Below are 19,968 nucleotides of genomic sequence, written 5' to 3'. Positions count from 1 at the left end.
GAAAGTGCCGCCACTATGGAAAACCCGATGGGTTTACCACAGTGGCTTGGAAAACCTCTAACGAGGTTTACCACACTTCCAACACCCCTCCGCTCACCCCCCTTTTCCCTCCGACTTTCTCCCTTTCAGAGAGAAAAAATATAGGTTGGGAGTACCCTTACAGGGGCTTAGATTATCAATACAGCAATTCCCTATTTTCAGTTGTTATTATAGCCTGTCCGAAAGAGATTTTCAAGCCCTCCGGACAGGCTTCTTTTACAGCTCCATGCCGCCCATTCCTCGCTGGTGCTGCTGTTGCTCCTGCTGCTGTCCAATCTCCGGATCGGGCAGCAGCTCCCTCGCCTTTTCAAGCAGAGGACGCAGACGCTCCGGCAAGTGTTCTTCCAAGAAGTCCAGCATCCGACCGATGCCGTCCGTCAGACGCTCGGTGAAGCTGCGTTCCTCCTGCAGCTCGGATTGCAGATAATAGTTTTCATCGCGCAGCCTCCGGTTTTCCTGTTCAAGCCTCTGCTGCCGCTGCGCTTCTTCCAGCCGCTTCTTCATGGACGGCACCTGTGACCGCAGACGGGTGTTTTCCTCCGTCAGCTCCTGTACCTTGTGCCGATCCGTCACGCTGCGCAGTGCCATTTTCTTTAGCTGCTCGACCTGATCCACCGTCACGCCCTTTACTGCCCCTGTGAGCGTCTTTTCCGGCTGAATATCATGCAGGGGTGCATTTACCCTGTCAGCCTCCTTTAAGAGCCGCACAGTGCCTTTCAGAGCGTCCCGCTGCCGTTCCAGCTCAGCAACCTCCCGCTCTACTGCGCTGTCTGCTGCTGCACCGCTTCCAGCCTCGCAGCCGCTTCCTTGAACTGCGGCAAGTCCATGTGCGGTCTGTTCGTGCGAGAGAGATAATTTCAAAATCGTGCCGCTGGGCGATCTCCGTCAGAGCTTCTTTCTCCCGTTCCATCCACGCCGCCCATTCGGTCTGCTTCTGCCGACACCGACAAACCCCTGCTGCTTCAATGCCTGTTTCATAGATACCCTTGTAGAAAGTCCTCTTGACTGCTCCGTTGCCACAGGGATAAAATCGACATGGAGATGGGGCGTTGCCTCGTCCATGTGCAGCACCATATTGAACACCGCAGATGGGGGTTGCGTTCTGCAAAAGACTCCGCAAAATCTTTCAGAGCTGCCGCCGCCCGTTCTCCGTCCGGCGTACCGCACCCACAGTCGCTCATGTTGCCGATCTGGAAGATCGCTTCATGGAACAGCTTTTCCTGTTTACTCTGCCGGATATGCTCATAGTAGTCCGGTATCTTATCTCGTTTTGGTTTTCTTTGCGTTGTAGGCTGCGAGAGCTTCATCAAAGACCATATGATAGACCTGCTTCAGATCCTCGTTGCAGAAAACAATGTTCTGCTCCGTCCGGCTCCGGTCTACATTCGCCGCTGAGAAGCTGCGGTTGTTGTGCCGGATGCTCCCTGCACCTGTCATACCCGAAATCGTAACTCCATAAAATCGCCCCCTTTCCGCTTATTCTTCCGTCCTCTATTTTATCATAAATTTCCGCTAAAAACAACCTCTTTGTTACTTTCTGGTGAGAAAGTAACGCAAAAGCACTTTCACACCGCCACCCCATCGGTGCAGCGGTGTGAAAGTGCTTTGCGCCCCTAAAGGGGAGGGGTTGCCGGAGCTGCTTCACTGCCGGCTCGTGCCTGCTGCTCTGCCAGCTCCGGAGGGCGCGCTGCCCCTGCCGTCTGCGGACGGCTCCCCGACCTTCATCCCACCGATAAACTGAAATTTAATACTCAATGACAATTTTCTTGCACTTCTCGCAGAGCCAAGCCTCCGCAGACGCTCCACCAAAAGGTCCACCGATTGACTTTTCATTGAGTTTGATTGACTTGCCCCACCAATGTTGAGGGCCGCAATAACTCGTTCTTTTTCGCTCCAATAGACACCATCTCTGCATTGAATACAACCAAGTTGCATTTCTTCACCACAATACGGACATTTCATTTTAATCACCCCTACAAATTCCCGATTTGTCGTTCTAGWTKWGTMYMCARAGACASCTACTAAACCAGCTACGCTTTTGAACCGGTTCTGTCTCACGCTCCGGCTGATCGGCTCCGGACTTGCCGGAAAGAAGCTGCTGATGCATTGTCCCAGCATGGAGAGCCTGGGCCGCTGCCGCAGTCTGCTGTGCCGTCACCAACGCCGAGCTGACCTCCGCCAACCTTGCGTTCAGTTCCTCGATCTGCTTGTCCTTTACAGCAAGTTGCTCGCTTTTCCGGTCTAATTCTCCCTGCAGCATAGCGATCAAAGTGGTTTCGCAAGTTTCGCAACTTGCTTTCGCCTGTTGCGAAACTTGCTTTCGTTCAACACCTAAATAATGCTGATATATGGCGGTTTTTTGACTTTCGCTGATTGCGAAACTTCCTTTCGCATCTTTCGCAACATGGTTTCGCCTACACCATGCACGAACTGCCTGTTCCGACACGCCACATTCTATTGCAATTTCCGTTATTACACCCGCCAAATATCATCACCACTCTTTCATCCGGAGTTAATCTCAAAACAAATCGCTATGAGATCCCGTCCTTATCAATTTCAAAATCAAAGTCTGCCGAACAACTTTATAGACCAACAGCCAGTCCGGCTCGATGTGACATTCTCTCATGTCCTTATAATTTCTGGAATTAGTGAGAGCATGATCTCGATACGCCTCCGGCAACGGCTGCTCGTTACACAACMGCGTGATCACTWCCTCCAACTTBTTCGGATCGCAGCCTCTCTTGATCGCAAGCTTGTAATCTCGTTTGAACTGCCCYGAAAACTCMGGCTTAAGCATTCAGCGCCTCCATCAGATCTRSAWSKSTATMARACGACMGTACATATCCTCTCCCTTTTCTGCCGCCTCCATCGCCGCATAGGTAACAGCATTCGGCTCGTCAACCTTGACTTCAAAGGGAAGTCCATGACACCTAAGTGCCTGTCGATAAAAAATACCCGTTGCCGTACTCAAATCCATTCCGAGGGACTTAAAGAGAGCTGCCGCCTGTGCTTTCAGCTCCGGCTCCATTCTTATCGTCATATTTCCTTTAGCCATAATAGCACTCCTTTCCTCGTCATTTTTAGCTTGCACTAATATTATATTCAATATTCGTGACATTTGCAAGTGCATTGCAAATGTTTTTTTGCAACTTTTCTATGAACAGTGCTTTCTATATGCTAACACCGCAGCGTGAATGCTCATGTACGGTAAAGTATCACAAGAAAATTATGTCGAATTGACAGCCGCCTCCGCTATACCGAATAAGGAAATAAAGAGTCCTCAAATTTTGCGCTACTAAATGAAGACGAGCGGAAGTAATCTCCCGCTCGTCAGTAAACTTAACTATGCCATATCAATCCCGCTTCTTTCCCGCCACCGGCACTAAGAACAGCGCGGGCAACAGCAGGAAAGCGGTACAGACCAGCCCCCAGGGTATGGACACCTGCTGGGCTACCASCCCCACAATAGGCCCGCCGATGATCTGCCCGAAAGAGTCCAGCTGTCCGCTGGTGGAAAAGACTGTGGCGCGCATTTTCTCATCCACATGGTCGTTCATCCAGGCGGCCAGCACAGGCTCCTTGATGGTGCGCATAAGCCCCGCCAGCAGGAACACCAACAACATGAACCAAAAGCTCCGCCCCACCGCGAAGAGAACCAGGCACAGGATATACCCGGCGCTGGTGGACATGACCACACTGGTTCGGCTGACAGTCCCTTTTTTCTCCATGCGGGCGATGAGCAACTGAGAAGCCAGAATACCTAAGCCGTTGCCGATAAGACTGATAACACCGAACCAAGTGACGCTGTTCAGCGGCCCGATAACGGGTATTACCGTGTCATCCAGAAAATGAGCGGTGGAGAGCCGGTCAAAGCCTTCACTGGCAAGTCCCCCGCATAGTGTGATTGCTAAGAGCGCCAGCAACACAGGTGCGCCTTTCACAAAGCCCAGGTTGAGCTTGAACAGGCAGACAAAGTCTTTAAGCAAGCCCTGCCGTTCCTCAATAGCAGGGGAGAAGTTGGTTTCTGGCATGATGCGAACCATCACCAGCCCCAACAACAAGCACAAACTGCCCCCCAAGATGACAGGCATTTGCAGGTTTATGTTTCCCAGCAGTGTGCCCAGCACCACGCCCAGAACGCCGCCGATTTGCCCCATTTGACTGCCCCGCAGGAACACCTTGTCTATGGGTTTGTCCTCTTCCTCCGAGGCAATCCACGCCTCCAGAGCGCCGGTGATGAAGGTATCACCGCAACCCCAGACAACCTGGGCCAGCAGAACCGGCGCGAACCACGGTAGCGCMCCCTCCATCAGAAAGCCCAGGCCGTAGAGGAACATTCCAATCAGCACCGAGCGCCGACGGCTATACAAATCCGCCACCACACCGGTGGGTATCTCGAACAGAAAGCAGGAGGTCTCCAGAACCGTCCCTACCAGGACAAGCTGGAAAGCATCCAGCTGCACCACCTCCAGGTGGTACACGATGGAAAGCACTGTGGACATAGAAACCGCCAGGGAACAGACAAATCGGAACAGCAGGTAGACAGAATATGCCTTTGAATTTTTAGCAAACATGAAGTTACATTCTCCTAGTATAATAATGGTGTAGTCAAGAACGACTACTGGTTAATAGTTACAAAGTCCAATCTAATAAATCTATATAGATATAACGGAAGGAGGAGTTCCCCCTCCATCAGAAGTTATAGGACAGTATTTACCGTGTCTGAGGTTTCCTTAATGCACCAGACAAAATATAGAGGTATAATCACTGAAGGCAGGATCATTGACGTTTCCTCCTTGGGAGCCGGCCTTCTGGCTGGCGATACCTCTTAGAAAGTCTGTCAATCCTTTCGGTGGTGATTTATGTTTTGGCTGGTTGGGAAGCCTCAGGCTATACCTGTATAAGCCGCTAGGTTGTGTATCCACCCTTTGGAATTGGATGCCTGCCGGAAAGGATATTACTATGCACTATCAAAAAGTACTCAAGATGCCTGAAGCGCAAGCAGGACTGTTATATCTGCGGCAACTACAAGAAACGCACCCATGACTGTACGGCGCACTTTATCCGCACCGACCTCTTGACCGCTGGTGTACTCTCCAATCTGCGGAAAGTGACCAGCTATGCGGCAAAGCATGAAGCCCGGTTTATGAAGCTCCTGATTGAGCAGAACGAGGACGGGGGCAAGCGCAGGAACGCCGCCAAGAAAAAGGAGCTGGAAGCCACCGAGAAACGCATAGCCGAGTTATCCGCTATCTTCAAGCGGCTGTATGAGGACAGTGTGACCGGGCGCATATCAGACGAGCGTTTCACAGAGCTGTCGGCAGACTATGAAGCAGAACAACGGGAGCTGAAAGAAAGAGCCGCCGCTATCCAAGCGGAGCTTTCCAAAGCACAGGAAGCCACCGTGAACGCAGAAAAGTTTATGAATGTTGTCCGGCGGCATACCAGCTTTGAAGAACTTACCCCTACTCTGCTGCGGGAGTTTGTAGAGAAAATCGTTGTGCATGAGTGCAGCTATGACGAGAACAAGACCCGCAGACAGGACATTGAGATTTATTATTCTTTTGTTGGCAAGGTGGACTTGCCCGAATAACCGCCCGACCTATCCGACACAAGAGCTAAGTGCCGGATAGGAACGGCAAAATTTTTTACACTTCTATTACTTCTTTATCGCACATCAATATACATTTAGGGGGTGAAAAAGCCTTATTTCGCGCGGTTTTCAAGCCTCGTTTTCGGTGGGGTAATATAAAAACCCTTATCTTTACATTACCTTCTGAAACATATGGCGCACCTTGTCCAGGCGGCTGTTTGGACGGCGGGGCTGGATGACCGGCTGACCGACAGCGGCCTGATATCCTTTCAGCTCTGTAASKSATACTMTHAKASACAGYCCTATGACAATCGGCCTTGCGTCCCTCTGGATGCTCCTGCCGCCACGCATAGACTTGCGCTTTCTTTTCTTCTGCCCCTTTTCTTCTCCATGTGCCGCCAGGATAATCCACTTCCTGCACCGCCCTTGCTCTTTTCAAATGCTCTTTCTGTGATCTACCATTCCTCTTGTTGCGCTCGATGCGAACATCGGTCAGAGCTTCAATATCGGAAATCGTGAAATTGTAATACTCCTTGTCGTAGGCTTCCAGCGCACTCCGTATATCTTCCTCGGTCAATGCGTTCTCATGCTTCACCATCTGCAGATCATCAAAAGCCTCTTTCATATCCTGCCGGAGCTGCTGCTTCGACACACCGCATTTGTAAGCATAGATAGCAAGGCACATCAAAAAGAAATACCGATGCCCGCCCTTTATCTCTCCGATCTGCCGCAGCCACCAATGGTAGAGCGCATACGGATCATCACCATGCACCTTTCCGGCAATATCCCACTTCTTGCGTCCTTTCTCGCCTCTAACAACAACACGCTCATACCACTCCGGATATGCCTCCCTCGCCTCAGCTCGTGTCATTTTGGATGGGCTGAAAGGCTTATTGACATCCACCCTGTTTTCTGGCTTTGCGTAGGCGTTCAGATAATCCAGCGTTACCCGTTCTCCGGTACGGAAAGCGACCAGCTCCGTCCCATGCTTGTCATTGATGCTGCCCACCATGCGGAAGCTCTGATTGATGGATTGATACTGGATCGCCTTGACCTGCGAAGTGCTGCCATACTCCCATAGCCGGAAAGTGAGGTCATATTTCAGACTTTTAAGCTGAATTTTTATATTCGGGTATAGGTCAATCGGCTGCTGGAAAACATAGTAGATATGCAGCCCTGTCCCCGACAGAACAAGGAAAGTCGGCATCGGCAACCGGCGCACTCGCTCCGGATCGCCGCCAAAGCGCAGAAAGAGGTTGCGCAGCTCGGCAAGACCTACGCCATCCAGATCGAAGATCAGAGCATACATCCGCTGGGCGTTCTCCAGCCTGTTCTCCTTTCTGCGATATGCAAGACCGCTGCACAAAGTAAGGCTGTTCCCCTCGACAAACTCCATGTAATCCTGTTCCCATGTGTCGTTATACATCTTCCTGCGCCGGAGCTTCTTATCCTCGCTCTGTTCGTCCCGATACAGATACACAGCGTTCGGATGGGAAAAATCCGTGTGCCGTTCTCCGGAGTTCTCATTGTCCGGAAACAGCTCTTTATAAAACTCATAGCCTCCGACCTCCGGATATTGTGCGCTCAAATACTCGTAGCAGCCTCGATAATTCTCGGTCATATTACCACCTCACAAAAGAAAAAGTACCAAAAAGAAAATCCGCTGCGGCGGGGATCGCCTGCGGGCGGGAAGGGGGAAAAGGGGGAGCAAAAGAGCGGCGGCTACGCCGCCTTAAAGAGAAAGTCACCTCCCCCTTTTCCCCCTCGCGGAGGGGCATTGAAAGTGCCGCCACTATGGAAAACCCGATGGGTTTACCACAGTGGCTTGGAAAACCTCTAACGAGGTTTACCACACTTCCAACACCCCTCCGCTCACCCCCCTTTTCCCCTCCGACTTTCTCCCTTTCAGAGAGAAAAAATATAGGTTGGGAGTACCCTTACAGGGGGCTTAGATTATCAATACAGCAATTCCCTATTTTCAGTTGTTATTATAGCCTGTCCGAAAGAGATTTTCAAGCCCTCCGGACAGGCTTCTTTTACAGCTCCATGCCGCCCATTCCTCGCTGGTGCTGCTGTTGCTCCTGCTGCTGTCCAATCTCCGGATCGGGCAGCAGCTCCCTCGCCTTTTCAAGCAGAGGACGCAGACGCTCCGGCAAGTGTTCTTCCAAGAAGTCCAGCATCCGACCGATGCCGTCCGTCAGACGCTCGGTGAAGCTGCGTTCCTCCTGCAGCTCGGATTGCAGATAATAGTTTTCATCGCGCAGCCTCCGGTTTTCCTGTTCAAGCCTCTGCTGCCGCTGCGCTTCTTCCAGCCGCTTCTTCATGGACGGCACCTGTGACCGCAGACGGGTGTTTTCCTCCGTCAGCTCCTGTACCTTGTGCCGATCCGTCACGCTGCGCAGTGCCATTTTCTTTAGCTGCTCGACCTGATCCACCGTCACGCCCTTTACTGCCCCTGTGAGCGTCTTTTCCGGCTGAATATCATGCAGGGGTGCATTTACCCTGTCAGCCTCCTTTAAGAGCCGCACAGTGCCTTTCAGAGCGTCCCGCTGCCGTTCCAGCTCAGCAACCTCCCGCTCTACTGCCGCTGTCTGCTGCTGCACCGCTTCCAGCCTCGCAGCCGCTTCCTTGAACTGCGGCAAGTCCATGTGCGGTCTGTTCGTGCCGAGAGAGATAATTTCAAAATCGTGCCGCTGGGCGATCTCCGTCAGAGCTTCTTTCTCCCGTTCCATCCACGCCGCCCATTCGGTCTGCTTTCTGCCGACACCGACAAACCCCTGCTGCTTCAATGCCTGTTTCATAGATACCCTTGTAGAAAGTCCTCTTGACTGCTCCGTTGCCACAGGGATAAAATCGACATGGAGATGGGGCGTTGCCTCGTCCATGTGCAGCACCATATTGAACACCCGCAGATGGGGGTTGCGTTCTGCAAAAGACTCCGCAAAATCTTTCAGAGCTGCCGCCGCCCGTTCTCCGTCCGGCGTACCGCACCCACAGTCGCTCATGTTGCCGATCTGGAAGATCGCTTCATGGAACAGCTTTTCCTGTTTACTCTGCCGGATATGCTCATAGTAGTCCGGTATCTTATCTCTCGTTTTGGTTTTCTTTGCGTTGTAGGCTGCGAGAGCTTCATCAAAGACCATATGATAGACCYGCTTCAGATCCTCGTTGCAGAAAACAATGTTCTGCTCCGTCCGGCTCCGGTCTACATTCGCCGCTGAGAAGCTGCGGTTGTTGTGCCGGATGCTCCCTGCACCTGTCATACCCGAAATCGTAACTCCCATAAAATCGCCCCCTTTCCGCTTATTCTTCCGTCCTCTATTTTATCATAAATTTCCGCTAAAAACAACCTCTTTGTTACTTTCTGGTGAGAAAGTAACGCAAAAGCACTTTCACACCGCCACCCCATCGGTGCAGCGGTGTGAAAGTGCTTTGCGCCCCTAAAGGGGAGGGGTTGCCGGAGCTGCTTCACTGCCGGCTCGTGCCTGCTGCTCTGCCAGCTCCGGAGGGGCGCTGCCCCTGCCGTCTGCGGACGGCTCCCCGACCTTCATCCCACCGATAAACTGAAATTTAATACTCAATGACAATTTTCTTGCACTTCTCGCAGAGCCAAGCCTCCGCAGACGCTCCACCAAAAGGTCCACCGATTGACTTTTCATTGAGTTTGATTGACTTGCCCCCACCAATGTTGAGGGCCGCAATAACTCGTTCTTTTTCGCTCCAATAGACACCATCTCTGCATTGAATACAACCAAGTTGCATTTCTTCACCACAATACGGACATTTCATTTTAATCACCCCTACAAATTCCCGATTTGTCGTTCTGTTTAGTCCCCAAAGAACCTACTAAACCAGCTACGCTTTTGAACCGGTTCTGTCTCACGCTCCGGCTGATCGGCTCCGGACTTGCCGGAAAGAAGCTGCTGATGCATTGTCCCAGCATGGAGAGCCTGGGCCGCTGCCGCAGTCTGCTGTGCCGTCACCAACGCCGAGCTGACCTCCGCCAACCTTGCGTTCAGTTCCTCGATCTGCTTGTCCTTTACAGCAAGTTGCTCGCTTTTCCGGTCTAATTCTCCCTGCAGCATAGCGATCAAAGTGGTTTCGCAAGTTTCGCAACTTGCTTTCGCCTGTTGCGAAACTTGCTTTCGTTCAACACCTAAATAATGCTGATATATGGCGGTTTTTTGACTTTCGCTGATTGCGAAACTTCCTTTCGCATCTTTCGCAACATGGTTTCGCCTACACCATGCACGAACTGCCTGTTCCGACACGCCACATTCTATTGCAATTTCCGTTATTACACCCGCCAAATATCATCACCACTCTTTCATCCGGAGTTAATCTCAAAACAAATCGCTATGAGATCCCGTCCTTATCAATTTCAAAATCAAAGTCTGCCGAACAACTTTATAGACCAACAGCCAGTCCGGCTCGATGTGACATTCTCTCATGTCCTTATAATTTCTGGAATTAGTGAGAGCATGATCTCGATACGCCTCCGGCAACGGCTGCTCGTTACACAACAGCGTGATCACTTCCTCCAACTTCTTCGGATCGCAGCCTCTCTTGATCGCAAGCTTGTAATCTCGTTTGAACTGCCCCGAAAACTCCGGCTTAAGCATTCAGCGCCTCCATCAGATCTGCAACGCTATCAAACGGACCATACATATCCTCTCCCTTTTCTGCCGCCTCCATCGCCGCATAGGTAACAGCATTCGGCTCGTCAACCTTGACTTCAAAGGGAAGTCCATGACACCTAAGTGCCTGTCGATAAAAAATACCCGTTGCCGTACTCAAATCCATTCCGAGGGACTTAAAGAGAGCTGCCGCCTGTGCTTTCAGCTCCGGCTCCATTCTTATCGTCATATTTCCTTTAGCCATAATAGCACTCCTTTCCTCGTCATTTTTAGCTTGCACTAATATTATATTCAATATTCGTGACATTTGCAAGTGCATTGCAAATGTTTTTTTGCAACTTTTCTATGAACAGTGCTTTCTATATGCTAACACCGCAGCGTGAATGCTCATGTACGGTAAAGTATCACAAGAAAATTATGTCGAATTGACAGCCGCCTCCGCTATACCGAATAAGGAAATAAAGAGTCCTCAAATTTTGCGCTACTAAATGAAGACGAGCGGAAGTAATCTCCCGCTCGTCAGTAAACTTAACTATGCCATATCAATCCCGCTTCTTTCCCSCCACCGGCACTAAGAACAGCGCGGGCAACAGCAGGAAAGCGGTACAGACCAGCCCCCAGGGTATGGACACCTGCTGGGCTACCAGCCCCACAATAGGCCCGCCGATGATCTGCCCGAAAGAGTCCAGCTGTCCGCTGGTGGAAAAGACTGTGGCGCGCATTTTCTCATCCACATGGTCGTTCATCCAGGCGGCCAGCACAGGCTCCTTGATGGTGCGCATAAGCCCCGCCAGCAGGAACACCAACAACATGAACCAAAAGCTCCGCCCCACCGCGAAGAGAACCAGGCACAGGATATACCCGGCGCTGGTGGACATGACCACACTGGTTCGGCTGACAGTCCCTTTTTTCTCCATGCGGGCGATGAGCAACTGAGAAGCCAGAATACCTAAGCCGTTGCCGATAAGACTGATAACACCGAACCAAGTGACGCTGTTCAGCGGCCCGATAACGGGTATTACCGTGTCATCCAGAAAATGAGCGGTGGAGAGCCGGTCAAAGCCTTCACTGGCAAGTCCCCCGCATAGTGTGATTGCTAAGAGCGCCAGCAACACAGGTGCGCCTTTCACAAAGCCCAGGTTGAGCTTGAACAGGCAGACAAAGTCTTTAAGCAAGCCCTGCCGTTCCTCAATAGCAGGGGAGAAGTTGGTTTCTGGCATGATGCGAACCATCACCAGCCCCAACAACAAGCACAAACTGCCCCCAAGATGACAGGCATTTGCAGGTTTATGTTTCCCAGCAGTGTGCCCAGCACCACGCCCAGAACGCCGCCGATTTGCCCCATTTGACTGCCCCGCAGGAACACCTTGTCTATGGGTTTGTCCTCTTCCTCCGAGGCAATCCACGCCTCCAGAGCGCCGGTGATGAAGGTATCACCGCAACCCCAGACAACCTGGGCCAGCAGAACCGGCGCGAACCACGGTAGCGCACCCTCCATCAGAAAGCCCAGGCCGTAGAGGAACATTCCAATCAGCACCGAGCGCCGACGGCTATACAAATCCGCCACCACACCGGTGGGTATCTCGAACAGAAAGCAGGAGGTCTCCAGAACCGTCCCTACCAGGACAAGCTGGAAAGCATCCAGCTGCACCACCTCCAGGTGGTACACGATGGAAAGCACTGTGGACATAGAAACCGCCAGGGAACAGACAAATCGGAACAGCAGGTAGACAGAATATGCCTTTGAATTTTTAGCAAACATGAAGTTACATTCTCCTAGTATAATAATGGTGTAGTCAAGAACGACTACTGGTTAATAGTTACAAAGTCCAATCTAATAAATCTATATAGATATAACGGAAGGAGGAGTTCCCCTCCATCAGAAGTTATAGGACATATTTACCGTGTCTGAGGTTTCCTTAATGCACCAGACAAAATATAGAGGTATAATCACTGAAGGCAGGATCATTGACGTTTCCTCCTTGGGAGCCGGCCTTCTGGCTGGCGATACCTCTTAGAAAGTCTGTCAATCCTTTCGGTGGTGATTTATGTTTTGGCTGGTTGGGAAGCCTCAGGCTATACCTGTATAAGCCGCTAGGTTGTGTATCCACCCTTTGGAATTGGATGCCTGCCGGAAAGGATATTACTATGCACTATCAAAAAGTACTCAAGATGCCTGAAGCGCAAGCAGGACTGTTATATCTGCGGCAACTACAAGAAACGCACCCATGACTGTACGGCGCACTTTATCCGCACCGACCTCTTGACCGCTGGTGTACTCTCCAATCTGCGGAAAGTGACCAGCTATGCGGCAAAGCATGAAGCCCGGTTTATGAAGCTCCTGATTGAGCAGAACGAGGACGGGGGCAAGCGCAGGAACGCCGCCAAGAAAAAGGAGCTGGAAGCCACCGAGAAACGCATAGCCGAGTTATCCGCTATCTTCAAGCGGCTGTATGAGGACAGTGTGACCGGGCGCATATCAGACGAGCGTTTCACAGAGCTGTCGGCAGACTATGAAGCAGAACAACGGGAGCTGAAAGAAAGAGCCGCCGCTATCCAAGCGGAGCTTTCCAAAGCACAGGAAGCCACCGTGAACGCAGAAAAGTTTATGAATGTTGTCCGGCGGCATACCAGCTTTGAAGAACTTACCCCTACTCTGCTGCGGGAGTTTGTAGAGAAAATCGTTGTGCATGAGTGCAGCTATGACGAGAACAAGACCCGCAGACAGGACATTGAGATTTATTATTCTTTTGTTGGCAAGGTGGACTTGCCCGAATAACCGCCCGACCTATCCGACACAAGAGCTAAGTGCCGGATAGGAACGGCAAAATTTTTTACACTTCTATTACTTCTTTATCGCACATCAATATACATTTAGGGGGTGAAAAAGCCTTATTTCGCGCGGTTTTCAAGCCTCGTTTTCGGTGGGGTAATATAAAAACCCTTATCTTTACATTACCTTCTGAAACATATGGCGCACCTTGTCCAGGCGGCTGTTTGGACGGCGGGGCTGGATGACCGGCTGACCGACAGCGGCCTGATATCCTTTCAGCTCTGTAAGGCATACGCTCCGCCCGTTGGTGTAAAAGGCCAGATCAGTACGGTATGCCTGTATACAGCGGGCGGGAATCTCGCCAGTAAAGACAACTTCATCCTTTTTTACCTGGGCCGTTTCGATGGTGGCACAGTATTTCGGTGCATCATGATAAGCCCTGGAAAGGTATTCCTGGGGCGCATAGAGGATGAAGGAGAGATAAGGTTCCAGCAGCTGCGTCCCCGATTCCTTCAATGCCTGTTCCAATACAATCGGGGCCAATGAGCGGAAGTCCGCCGGCGTGCTGACCGGACTGTAATAAAGCCCGTATTCAAAGCAAATCTTACAGTCCGTTACGTTCCAGCCGAACAAGCCCTGCTCCAGCCCGTAACGGATACCATCCCTGACAGCGTTTTGAAAACTCTGGTTCAAGTATCCCAGCGAAACCCGGCTCTCGTATTGTACACCGGAGCCAAGCGAGAGTGGTGTAACAGACAGTCCTATGGATGCCCAAAACGGGTTGGGCGGCACCTCGATATGGATGGTGTGGCTGGCTGCTTTGAGCGGCCGCTCCATATAAATGACGGAGGGTTCCTTTACCACTGTTTCAAGCTTGTATTTTTCCGACAGCAAAGCGGAAACAACCTCCAACTGCACCCGGCCCAAAAAAGAAAGAATGATCTCATGGGTGATGGAATCCACTTCGCAACGCAAAAGCGGGTCAGTATCCGCAAGTTGCGTAAGAGCGTCCAGCAGCCGTTCTCTTTGCGCTGCCGTTTTCGGCGCAATCGTCGTCCGCAGCATGGGGAGGGGGTCCTCGCGCCACCTTTTACGAGGGAGCCGGGTTTGGTCCCCTAATACATCGTTTAACCTCACGCTGTCGCTGGGAAGGATAACAATTTCACCCTGATAAGCGGTGTCTGTCCGAACAATTTCCCCTTTGGATGGAATACGCATCTCTGTGATTTTCAGCTTTTCTCTCCCGGCCAGGGCCACCGTATCCCGCAGGCGCAGCGTTCCGCTGTATAACCGTAGATAGACACGCCGCTGGCCGCAATCGGTGTACTCAACCTTGAAAACGCTGCCGCATAGGGCGGCGCCCCCCTGTTCCCCAATCGGTTGGAACAGCCCTGTCACCGCATCCATCAACGGTTGAATGCCAAGGCCATTTTTAGCGCTGCCATGATAGACTGGGAACAGGGAGGCGTCTTGAACCCGCTGCTGTTCCTCCCGCGCAAGTTTTTCCCGGCTGATTGGTTCTCCTGCGATATACTTTTCCAATAATTCATCGTTATTTTCGATGACCGCATCCCATGCTTCTATGTCGGTATTTTCCTCCAGGACTATTTCCGGGGACAGCGACACCGTCTGCTTGATGATAATATCGGCGGAGAGCTTATCCCGAACAGACTGAACCACGCTCTGCAAATCAACGCCAGCCTGGTCGATCTTGTTGATAAAGATAACGGTGGGAATGTTCATTTTCCGCAGGGCATGGAACAGAATACGGGTCTGGGCCTGCACGCCATCTTTAGCGGAGATCACCAAGATGGCCCCATCTAAAACAGCCAAAGAGCGGTACACCTCCGCGCCAAAAAATCCATGTGGCCGGGCGTATCCACAATGTTAACTTTACATCTGTGCCACTGGAAGGAAGTGACTGCCGCTTGAATGGTAATCCCACGCTGCCGCTCCAAAAACATGGTGTCCGTCCTCGTTGTCCCTTTTTCGACGCTCCCCGGTTCTGAAATGGCTCCGCTGGCATATAGCAGGCTCTCCGTCAAGGTCGTCTTTCCAGCGTCTACATGGGCAAGAATTCCAATATTGATTATTTTCATGTGATTGTCCTCCCTTTACAGCCCCAAAGGGCATAAAAATCCCCAGCAGTAAAATACTTTTACCACTGGGGATTATAAGTTGCGGACATACACATATACAGCATACACCTGTTTGTGATTGCTGTTTTTGGGGATATGTCAAAATTGATAAGGCAAAAGTATTCTTAAATTGGGTACAAAAAACTAAGCCCCTACAAAAGGAGCTATCATAATCCTTTGTTCCCACTATTTGATTATAGTTTTATTTAAGAATACCTTGCCGCATATTTTTTACTCCTTTTCTGGATTAAATCATTGTATCACATCAGTTTTAGGAAAGCAAGTACCTAAAAGAAATTTTTCTTCCCCTTACCCGCCCCGAAAACGCCTTGTAGGGCGTTTCTGGGGCGTTTACAGCCCTTTCTTAAATTCCTCCACCAACAGATCGCTCAAAGCCTGTGATGGGCGTATTTTGACCGTTATATGCCCCTCCGGTACGGTGTCCCACCATTTGCGGATCGTTTTCGGATCAAGTCCGGTGTCCCTATGACAATCGGCCTTGCGTCCCTCTGGATGCTCCTGCCGCCACGCATAGACTTGCGCTTTCTTTTCTTCTGCCCCTTTTCTTCTCCATGTGCCGCCAGGATAATCCACTTCCTGCACCGCCCTTGCTCTTTTCAAATGCTCTTTCTGTGATCTACCATTCCTCTTGTTGCGCTCGATGCGAACATCGGTCAGAGCTTCAATATCGGAAATCGTGAAATTGTAATACTCCTTGTCGTAGGCTTCCAGCGCACTCCGTATATCTTCCTCGGTCAATGCGTTCTCATGCTTCACCATCTGCAGATCATCAAAAGCCTCTTTCATATCCTGCCGGAGCTGCTGCTTCGACACACCGCATTTGTAAGCATAGATAGCAAGGCACATCAAAAAGAAATACCGATGCCCGCCCTTTATCTCTCCGATCTGCCGCAGCCACCAATGGTAGAGCGCATACGGATCATCACCATGCACCTTTCCGGCAATATCCCACTTCTTGCGTCCTTTCTCGCCTCTAACAACAACACGCTCATACCACTCCGGATATGCCTCCCTCGCCTCAGCTCGTGTCATTTTGGATGGGCTGAAAGGCTTATTGACATCCACCCTGTTTTCTGGCTTTGCGTAGGCGTTCAGATAATCCAGCGTTACCCGTTCTCCGGTACGGAAAGCGACCAGCTCCGTCCCATGCTTGTCATTGATGCTGCCCACCATGCGGAAGCTCTGATTGATGGATTGATACTGGATCGCCTTGACCTGCGAAGTGCTGCCATACTCCCATAGCCGGAAAGTGAGGTCATATTTCAGACTTTTAAGCTGAATTTTTATATTCGGGTATAGGTCAATCGGCTGCTGGAAAACATAGTAGATATGCAGCCCTGTCCCCGACAGAACAAGGAAAGTCGGCATCGGCAACCGGCGCACTCGCTCCGGATCGCCGCCAAAGCGCAGAAAGAGGTTGCGCAGCTCGGCAAGACCTACGCCATCCAGATCGAAGATCAGAGCATACATCCGCTGGGCGTTCTCCAGCCTGTTCTCCTTTCTGCGATATGCAAGACCGCTGCACAAAGTAAGGCTGTTCCCCTCGACAAACTCCATGTAATCCTGTTCCCATGTGTCGTTATACATCTTCCTGCGCCGGAGCTTCTTATCCTCGCTCTGTTCGTCCCGATACAGATACACAGCGTTCGGATGGGAAAAATCCGTGTGCCGTTCTCCGGAGTTCTCATTGTCCGGAAACAGCTCTTTATAAAACTCATAGCCTCCGACCTCCGGATATTGTGCGCTCAAATACTCGTAGCAGCCTCGATAATTCTCGGTCATATTACCACCTCACAAAAGAAAAAGTACCAAAAAGAAAATCCGCTGCGGCGGGGATCGCCTGCGGGCGGGAAGGGGGAAAAGGGGGAGCAAAAGAGCGGCGGCTACGCCGCCTTAAAGAGAAAGTCACCTCCCCTTTTCCCCCTCGCGGAGGGGCATTGAAAGTGCCGCCACTATGGAAAACCCGATGGGTTTACCACAGTGGCTTGGAAAACCTCTAACGAGGTTTACCACACTTCCAACACCCCTCCGCTCACCCCCTTTTCCCCTCCGACTTTCTCCCTTTCAGAGAGAAAAAATATAGGTTGGGAGTACCCTTACAGGGGGCTTAGATTATCAATACAGCAATTCCCTATTTTCAGTTGTTATTATAGCCTGTCCGAAAGAGATTTTCAAGCCCTCCGGACAGGCTTCTTTTACAGCTCCATGCCGCCCATTCCTCGCTGGTGCTGCTGTTGCTCCTGCTGCTGTCCAATCTCCGGATCGGGCAGCAGCTCCCTCGCCTTTTCAAGCAGAGGACGCAGACGCTCCGGCAAGTGTTCTTCCAAGAAGTCCAGCATCCGACCGATGCCGTCCGTCAGACGCTCGGTGAAGCTGCGTTCCTCCTGCAGCTCGGATTGCAGATAATAGTTTTCATCGCGCAGCCTCCGGTTTTCCTGTTCAAGCCTCTGCTGCCGCTGCGCTTCTTCCAGCCGCTTCTTCATGGACGGCACCTGTGACCGCAGACGGTGTTTTCCTCCGTCAGCTCCTGTACCTTGTGCCGATCCGTCACGCTGCGCAGTGCCATTTTCTTTAGCTGCTCGACCTGATCCACCGTCACGCCCTTTACTGCCCCTGTGAGCGTCTTTTCCGGCTGAATATCATGCAGGGGTGCATTTACCCTGTCAGCCTCCTTTAAGAGCCGCACAGTGCCTTTCAGAGCGTCCCGCTGCCGTTCCAGCTCAGCAACCTCCCGCTCTACTGCCGCTGTCTGCTGCTGCACCGCTTCCAGCCTCGCAGCCGCTTCCTTGAACTGCGGCAAGTCCATGTGCGGTCTGTTCGTGCCGAGAGAGATAATTTCAAAATCGTGCCGCTGGGCGATCTCCGTCAGAGCTTCTTTCTCCCGTTCCATCCACGCCGCCCATTCGGTCTGCTTTCTGCCGACACCGACAAACCCCTGCTGCTTCAATGCCTGTTTCATAGATACCCTTGTAGAAAGTCCTCTTGACTGCTCCGTTGCCACAGGGATAAAATCGACATGGAGATGGGGCGTTGCCTCGTCCATGTGCAGCACCATATTGAACACCCGCAGATGGGGGTTGCGTTCTGCAAAAGACTCCGCAAAATCTTTCAGAGCTGCCGCCGCCCGTTCTCCGTCCGGCGTACCGCACCCACAGTCGCTCATGTTGCCGATCTGGAAGATCGCTTCATGGAACAGCTTTTCCTGTTTACTCTGCCGGATATGCTCATAGTAGTCCGGTATCTTATCTCTCGTTTTGGTTTTCTTTGCGTTGTAGGCTGCGMGAGAGCTTCATCAAAGACCATATGATAGACCTGCTTCAGATCCTCGTTGCAGAAAACAATGTTCTGCTCCGTCCGGCTCCGGTCTACATTCGCCGCTGAGAAGCTGCGGTTGTTGTGCCGGATGCTCCCTGCACCTGTCATACCCGAAATCGTAACTCCCATAAAATCGCCCCCTTTCCGCTTATTCTTCCGTCCTCTATTTTATCATAAATTTCCGCTAAAAACAACCTCTTTGTTACTTTCTGGTGAGAAAGTAACGCAAAAGCACTTTCACACCGCCACCCCATCGGTGCAGCGGTGTGAAAGTGCTTTGCGCCCCTAAAGGGGAGGGGTTGCCGGAGCTGCTTCACTGCCGGCTCGTGCCTGCTGCTCTGCCAGCTCCGGAGGGGCGCTGCYSCYGYCTGCGGACGGCTCCCCGACCTTCATCCCACCGATAAACTGAAATTTAATACTCAATGACAATTTTCTTGCACTTCTCGCAGAGCCAAGCCTCCGCAGACGCTCCACCAAAAGGTCCACCGATTGACTTTTCATTGAGTTTGATTGACTTGCCCCACCAATGTTGAGGCCGCAATAACTCGTTCTTTTTCGCTCCAATAGACACCATCTCTGCATTGAATACAACCAAGTTGCATTTCTTCACCACAATACGGACATTTCATTTTAATCACCCCTACAAATTCCCGATTTGTCGTTCTGTTTAGTCCCAAAGAACCTACTAAACCAGCTACGCTTTTGAACCGGTTCTGTCTCACGCTCCGGCTGATCGGCTCCGGACTTGCCGGAAGAAGCTGCTGCTGATGCATTGTCCCAGCATGGAGAGCCTGGGCCGCTGCCGCAGTCTGCTGTGCCGTCACCAACGCCGAGCTGACCTCCGCCAACCTTGCGTTCAGTTCCTCGATCTGCTTGTCCTTTACAGCAAGTTGCTCGCTTTTCCGGTCTAATTCTCCCTGCAGCATAGCGATCAAAGTTTCGCAAGTTTCGCAACTTGCTTTCGCCTGTTGCGAAACTTGCTTTCGTTCAACACCTAAATAATGCTGATATATGGCGGTTTTTTGACTTTCGCTGATTGCGAAACTTCCTTTCGCATCTTTCGCAACATGGTTTCGCCTACACCTGTCTCTTATACACATCTNGATATTACTATGCACTATCAAAAAGTACTCAAGATGCCTGAAGCGCAAGCAGGACTGTTATATCTGCGGCAACTACAAGAAACGCACCCATGACTGTACGGCGCACTTTATCCGCACCGACCTCTTGAGTACTTTTTGATAGTGCATAGTAATATCCTTTCCGGCAGGCATCCAATTCCAAAGGGTGGATACACAACCTAGCGGCTTATACAGGTATAGCCCTGTCTCTTATACACATCTTCCCTCGGAATGGATTTGAGTACGGCAACGGGTATTTTTTATCGACAGGCACTTAGGTGTCATGGACTTCCCTTTGAAGTCAAGGTTGACGAGCCGAATGCTGTTACCC

The 19,968-nt window shown here is 51.3% G+C and carries 17 protein-coding genes and 7 pseudogenes; 2 read left to right on the top strand and 22 right to left on the bottom strand.

The annotated features are described in order from the left end of the window. Positions 1-255: 255 nt before the first annotated feature. The 9 genes and pseudogenes from CBW42_RS15105 to tet(40) (CBW42_RS14030) all read right to left on the bottom strand — a co-directional run bounded on the left by CBW42_RS15105 (position 256) and on the right by tet(40) (CBW42_RS14030) (position 4,613). Complete coding sequence (locus CBW42_RS15105) at positions 256-900, bottom strand: hypothetical protein (protein ID WP_242969899.1); 645 nt, start codon at positions 898-900, stop codon at positions 256-258. A gap of 24 nt (positions 901-924) precedes the next feature. After that, complete coding sequence (locus CBW42_RS15210; protein ID WP_278308607.1) at positions 925-1,122, bottom strand: plasmid recombination protein; 198 nt, start codon at positions 1,120-1,122, stop codon at positions 925-927. 177 nt (positions 1,123-1,299) lie between these two features. Beyond that, positions 1,300-1,476, bottom strand: a complete 177-nt coding sequence (locus CBW42_RS15095) for a plasmid recombination protein (RefSeq protein ID WP_242969898.1) — start codon at positions 1,474-1,476, stop codon at positions 1,300-1,302. Between the two features lie 307 nt (positions 1,477-1,783). Then, on the bottom strand, positions 1,784-1,954 hold the full coding sequence (locus CBW42_RS15515; protein ID WP_407922984.1) for a PF20097 family protein: 171 nt from the start codon (positions 1,952-1,954) through the stop codon (positions 1,784-1,786). After that, positions 1,912-2,001 (bottom strand): annotated as a pseudogene (locus tag CBW42_RS15510) (PF20097 family protein); the annotation flags it as partial. The pseudogene CBW42_RS15510 and the gene CBW42_RS15515, both read right to left, overlap by 43 nt. A gap of 34 nt (positions 2,002-2,035) precedes the next feature. Then, positions 2,036-2,524, bottom strand: a pseudogene (locus CBW42_RS14045) (hypothetical protein). Positions 2,525-2,557: 33 nt separating this feature from the next. After that, entirely contained in the window at positions 2,558-2,836 is a 279-nt protein-coding gene (locus CBW42_RS14040; RefSeq protein WP_087022777.1) for a type II toxin-antitoxin system YafQ family toxin, read from the bottom strand. A gap of 12 nt (positions 2,837-2,848) precedes the next feature. Further along, positions 2,849-3,094 (bottom strand): type II toxin-antitoxin system RelB/DinJ family antitoxin, encoded by a 246-nt coding sequence (locus CBW42_RS14035; protein ID WP_087022774.1) that lies wholly within the window; start codon positions 3,092-3,094, stop codon positions 2,849-2,851. Positions 3,095-3,392: 298 nt separating this feature from the next. After that, the gene (tet(40), locus tag CBW42_RS14030) at positions 3,393-4,613 is read right to left on the bottom strand and encodes a tetracycline efflux MFS transporter Tet(40) (RefSeq protein ID WP_087022772.1); all 1,221 of its coding nucleotides are present in this window, start codon (positions 4,611-4,613) and stop codon (positions 3,393-3,395) included. A 419-nt stretch (positions 4,614-5,032) separates the two neighbouring features. Between tet(40) (CBW42_RS14030) and CBW42_RS14020 the strand changes: the two are divergent. After that, a pseudogene (locus CBW42_RS14020) lies at positions 5,033-5,632 on the top strand (DUF4368 domain-containing protein); the annotation flags it as partial. Between the two features lie 55 nt (positions 5,633-5,687). Here CBW42_RS14020 and CBW42_RS14015 read toward each other — a convergent pair. From CBW42_RS14015 to tet(40) (CBW42_RS13985), 7 genes and pseudogenes are all read right to left on the bottom strand, one after another. After that, entirely contained in the window at positions 5,688-7,028 is a 1,341-nt protein-coding gene (locus tag CBW42_RS14015; protein WP_205703648.1) for a hypothetical protein, read from the bottom strand. 640 nt (positions 7,029-7,668) lie between these two features. Beyond that, the gene (locus CBW42_RS14010; RefSeq protein WP_087022769.1) at positions 7,669-8,916 is read right to left on the bottom strand and encodes a plasmid recombination protein; all 1,248 of its coding nucleotides are present in this window, start codon (positions 8,914-8,916) and stop codon (positions 7,669-7,671) included. 286 nt (positions 8,917-9,202) lie between these two features. Continuing rightward, a complete protein-coding gene (locus CBW42_RS14525; RefSeq protein ID WP_133241651.1) occupies positions 9,203-9,421 on the bottom strand; it encodes a PF20097 family protein in 219 nt (72 codons plus the stop codon). A gap of 38 nt (positions 9,422-9,459) precedes the next feature. Further along, positions 9,460-9,942 (bottom strand): hypothetical protein, encoded by a 483-nt coding sequence (locus tag CBW42_RS14000; RefSeq protein WP_076917214.1) that lies wholly within the window; start codon positions 9,940-9,942, stop codon positions 9,460-9,462. A gap of 33 nt (positions 9,943-9,975) precedes the next feature. Further along, on the bottom strand, positions 9,976-10,254 hold the full coding sequence (locus tag CBW42_RS13995; RefSeq protein WP_021632616.1) for a type II toxin-antitoxin system YafQ family toxin: 279 nt from the start codon (positions 10,252-10,254) through the stop codon (positions 9,976-9,978). After that, complete coding sequence (locus CBW42_RS13990; protein ID WP_033119556.1) at positions 10,247-10,513, bottom strand: type II toxin-antitoxin system RelB/DinJ family antitoxin; 267 nt, start codon at positions 10,511-10,513, stop codon at positions 10,247-10,249. The genes CBW42_RS13995 and CBW42_RS13990 overlap by 8 nt, the downstream gene beginning before the upstream one ends. Before the next feature lie 298 nt (positions 10,514-10,811). Then, positions 10,812-12,031, bottom strand: a pseudogene (gene tet(40), locus CBW42_RS13985) (tetracycline efflux MFS transporter Tet(40)). 417 nt (positions 12,032-12,448) lie between these two features. Between tet(40) (CBW42_RS13985) and CBW42_RS13975 the strand changes: the two are divergent. Next, positions 12,449-13,048: pseudogene (locus tag CBW42_RS13975) on the top strand (DUF4368 domain-containing protein); the annotation flags it as partial. 171 nt (positions 13,049-13,219) lie between these two features. On the opposite strand, the pseudogene tet(W) reads toward CBW42_RS13975, so the two are convergent. The 6 genes and pseudogenes from tet(W) to CBW42_RS13945 form a co-directional block, all read right to left on the bottom strand. Next, positions 13,220-15,141 (bottom strand): annotated as a pseudogene (gene tet(W), locus CBW42_RS13970) (tetracycline resistance ribosomal protection protein Tet(W)). Between the two features lie 390 nt (positions 15,142-15,531). Further along, positions 15,532-16,983, bottom strand: a complete 1,452-nt coding sequence (locus CBW42_RS13960; RefSeq protein WP_199488597.1) for a hypothetical protein — start codon at positions 16,981-16,983, stop codon at positions 15,532-15,534. A gap of 413 nt (positions 16,984-17,396) precedes the next feature. After that, the gene (locus CBW42_RS15090) at positions 17,397-17,684 is read right to left on the bottom strand and encodes a hypothetical protein (RefSeq protein WP_231063609.1); all 288 of its coding nucleotides are present in this window, start codon (positions 17,682-17,684) and stop codon (positions 17,397-17,399) included. Then, positions 17,681-18,466: pseudogene (locus tag CBW42_RS15085) on the bottom strand (plasmid recombination protein); the annotation flags it as partial. The gene CBW42_RS15090 and the pseudogene CBW42_RS15085, both read right to left, overlap by 4 nt. A gap of 462 nt (positions 18,467-18,928) precedes the next feature. Further along, positions 18,929-19,090 carry a PF20097 family protein gene (locus tag CBW42_RS15505; protein WP_407922983.1) on the bottom strand — a complete coding sequence of 54 codons (162 nt, stop codon included), beginning with the start codon at positions 19,088-19,090 and terminating at the stop codon, positions 18,929-18,931. Then, on the bottom strand, positions 19,014-19,442 hold the full coding sequence (locus CBW42_RS13945) for a PF20097 family protein (RefSeq protein WP_242969897.1): 429 nt from the start codon (positions 19,440-19,442) through the stop codon (positions 19,014-19,016). Before CBW42_RS13945 ends, CBW42_RS15505 begins: the two co-directional genes overlap by 77 nt. Positions 19,443-19,968: the final 526 nt, after the last annotated feature.

Origin of the sequence: Butyricicoccus porcorum, assembly GCF_002157465.1 — a bacterium.
GTDB lineage: Bacteria > Bacillota > Clostridia > Oscillospirales > Butyricicoccaceae > Butyricicoccus_A > Butyricicoccus_A porcorum.
The sequence above is the reverse complement of the archived record's forward strand: the minus strand, read 5'-3'. Positions and strand labels throughout refer to the sequence as shown.

What these genes read in the sequence shown, in the direction of transcription:
- CBW42_RS15095 (WP_242969898.1), bottom strand. Translation starts at nt 1,476, where the DNA reads ATGACAGGTGCAGGGAGCATCCGGCACAACAACCGCAGCTTCTCAGCG.
- CBW42_RS15515 (WP_407922984.1), bottom strand. Translation starts at nt 1,954, where the DNA reads ATGCAGAGATGGTGTCTATTGGAGCGAAAAAGAACGAGTTATTGCGGC.
- CBW42_RS14525 (WP_133241651.1), bottom strand. Translation starts at nt 9,421, where the DNA reads ATGAAATGTCCGTATTGTGGTGAAGAAATGCAACTTGGTTGTATTCAA.
- CBW42_RS13995 (WP_021632616.1), bottom strand. Translation starts at nt 10,254, where the DNA reads ATGCTTAAGCCGGAGTTTTCGGGGCAGTTCAAACGAGATTACAAGCTT.
- CBW42_RS13990 (WP_033119556.1), bottom strand. Translation starts at nt 10,513, where the DNA reads ATGGCTAAAGGAAATATGACGATAAGAATGGAGCCGGAGCTGAAAGCA.
- CBW42_RS13960 (WP_199488597.1), bottom strand. Translation starts at nt 16,983, where the DNA reads ATGACCGAGAATTATCGAGGCTGCTACGAGTATTTGAGCGCACAATAT.
- CBW42_RS15090 (WP_231063609.1), bottom strand. Translation starts at nt 17,684, where the DNA reads ATGAAGAAGCGGCTGGAAGAAGCGCAGCGGCAGCAGAGGCTTGAACAG.
- CBW42_RS15505 (WP_407922983.1), bottom strand. Translation starts at nt 19,090, where the DNA reads ATGGTGTCTATTGGAGCGAAAAAGAACGAGTTATTGCGGCCTCAACAT.
- CBW42_RS13945 (WP_242969897.1), bottom strand. Translation starts at nt 19,442, where the DNA reads ATGCTGCAGGGAGAATTAGACCGGAAAAGCGAGCAACTTGCTGTAAAG.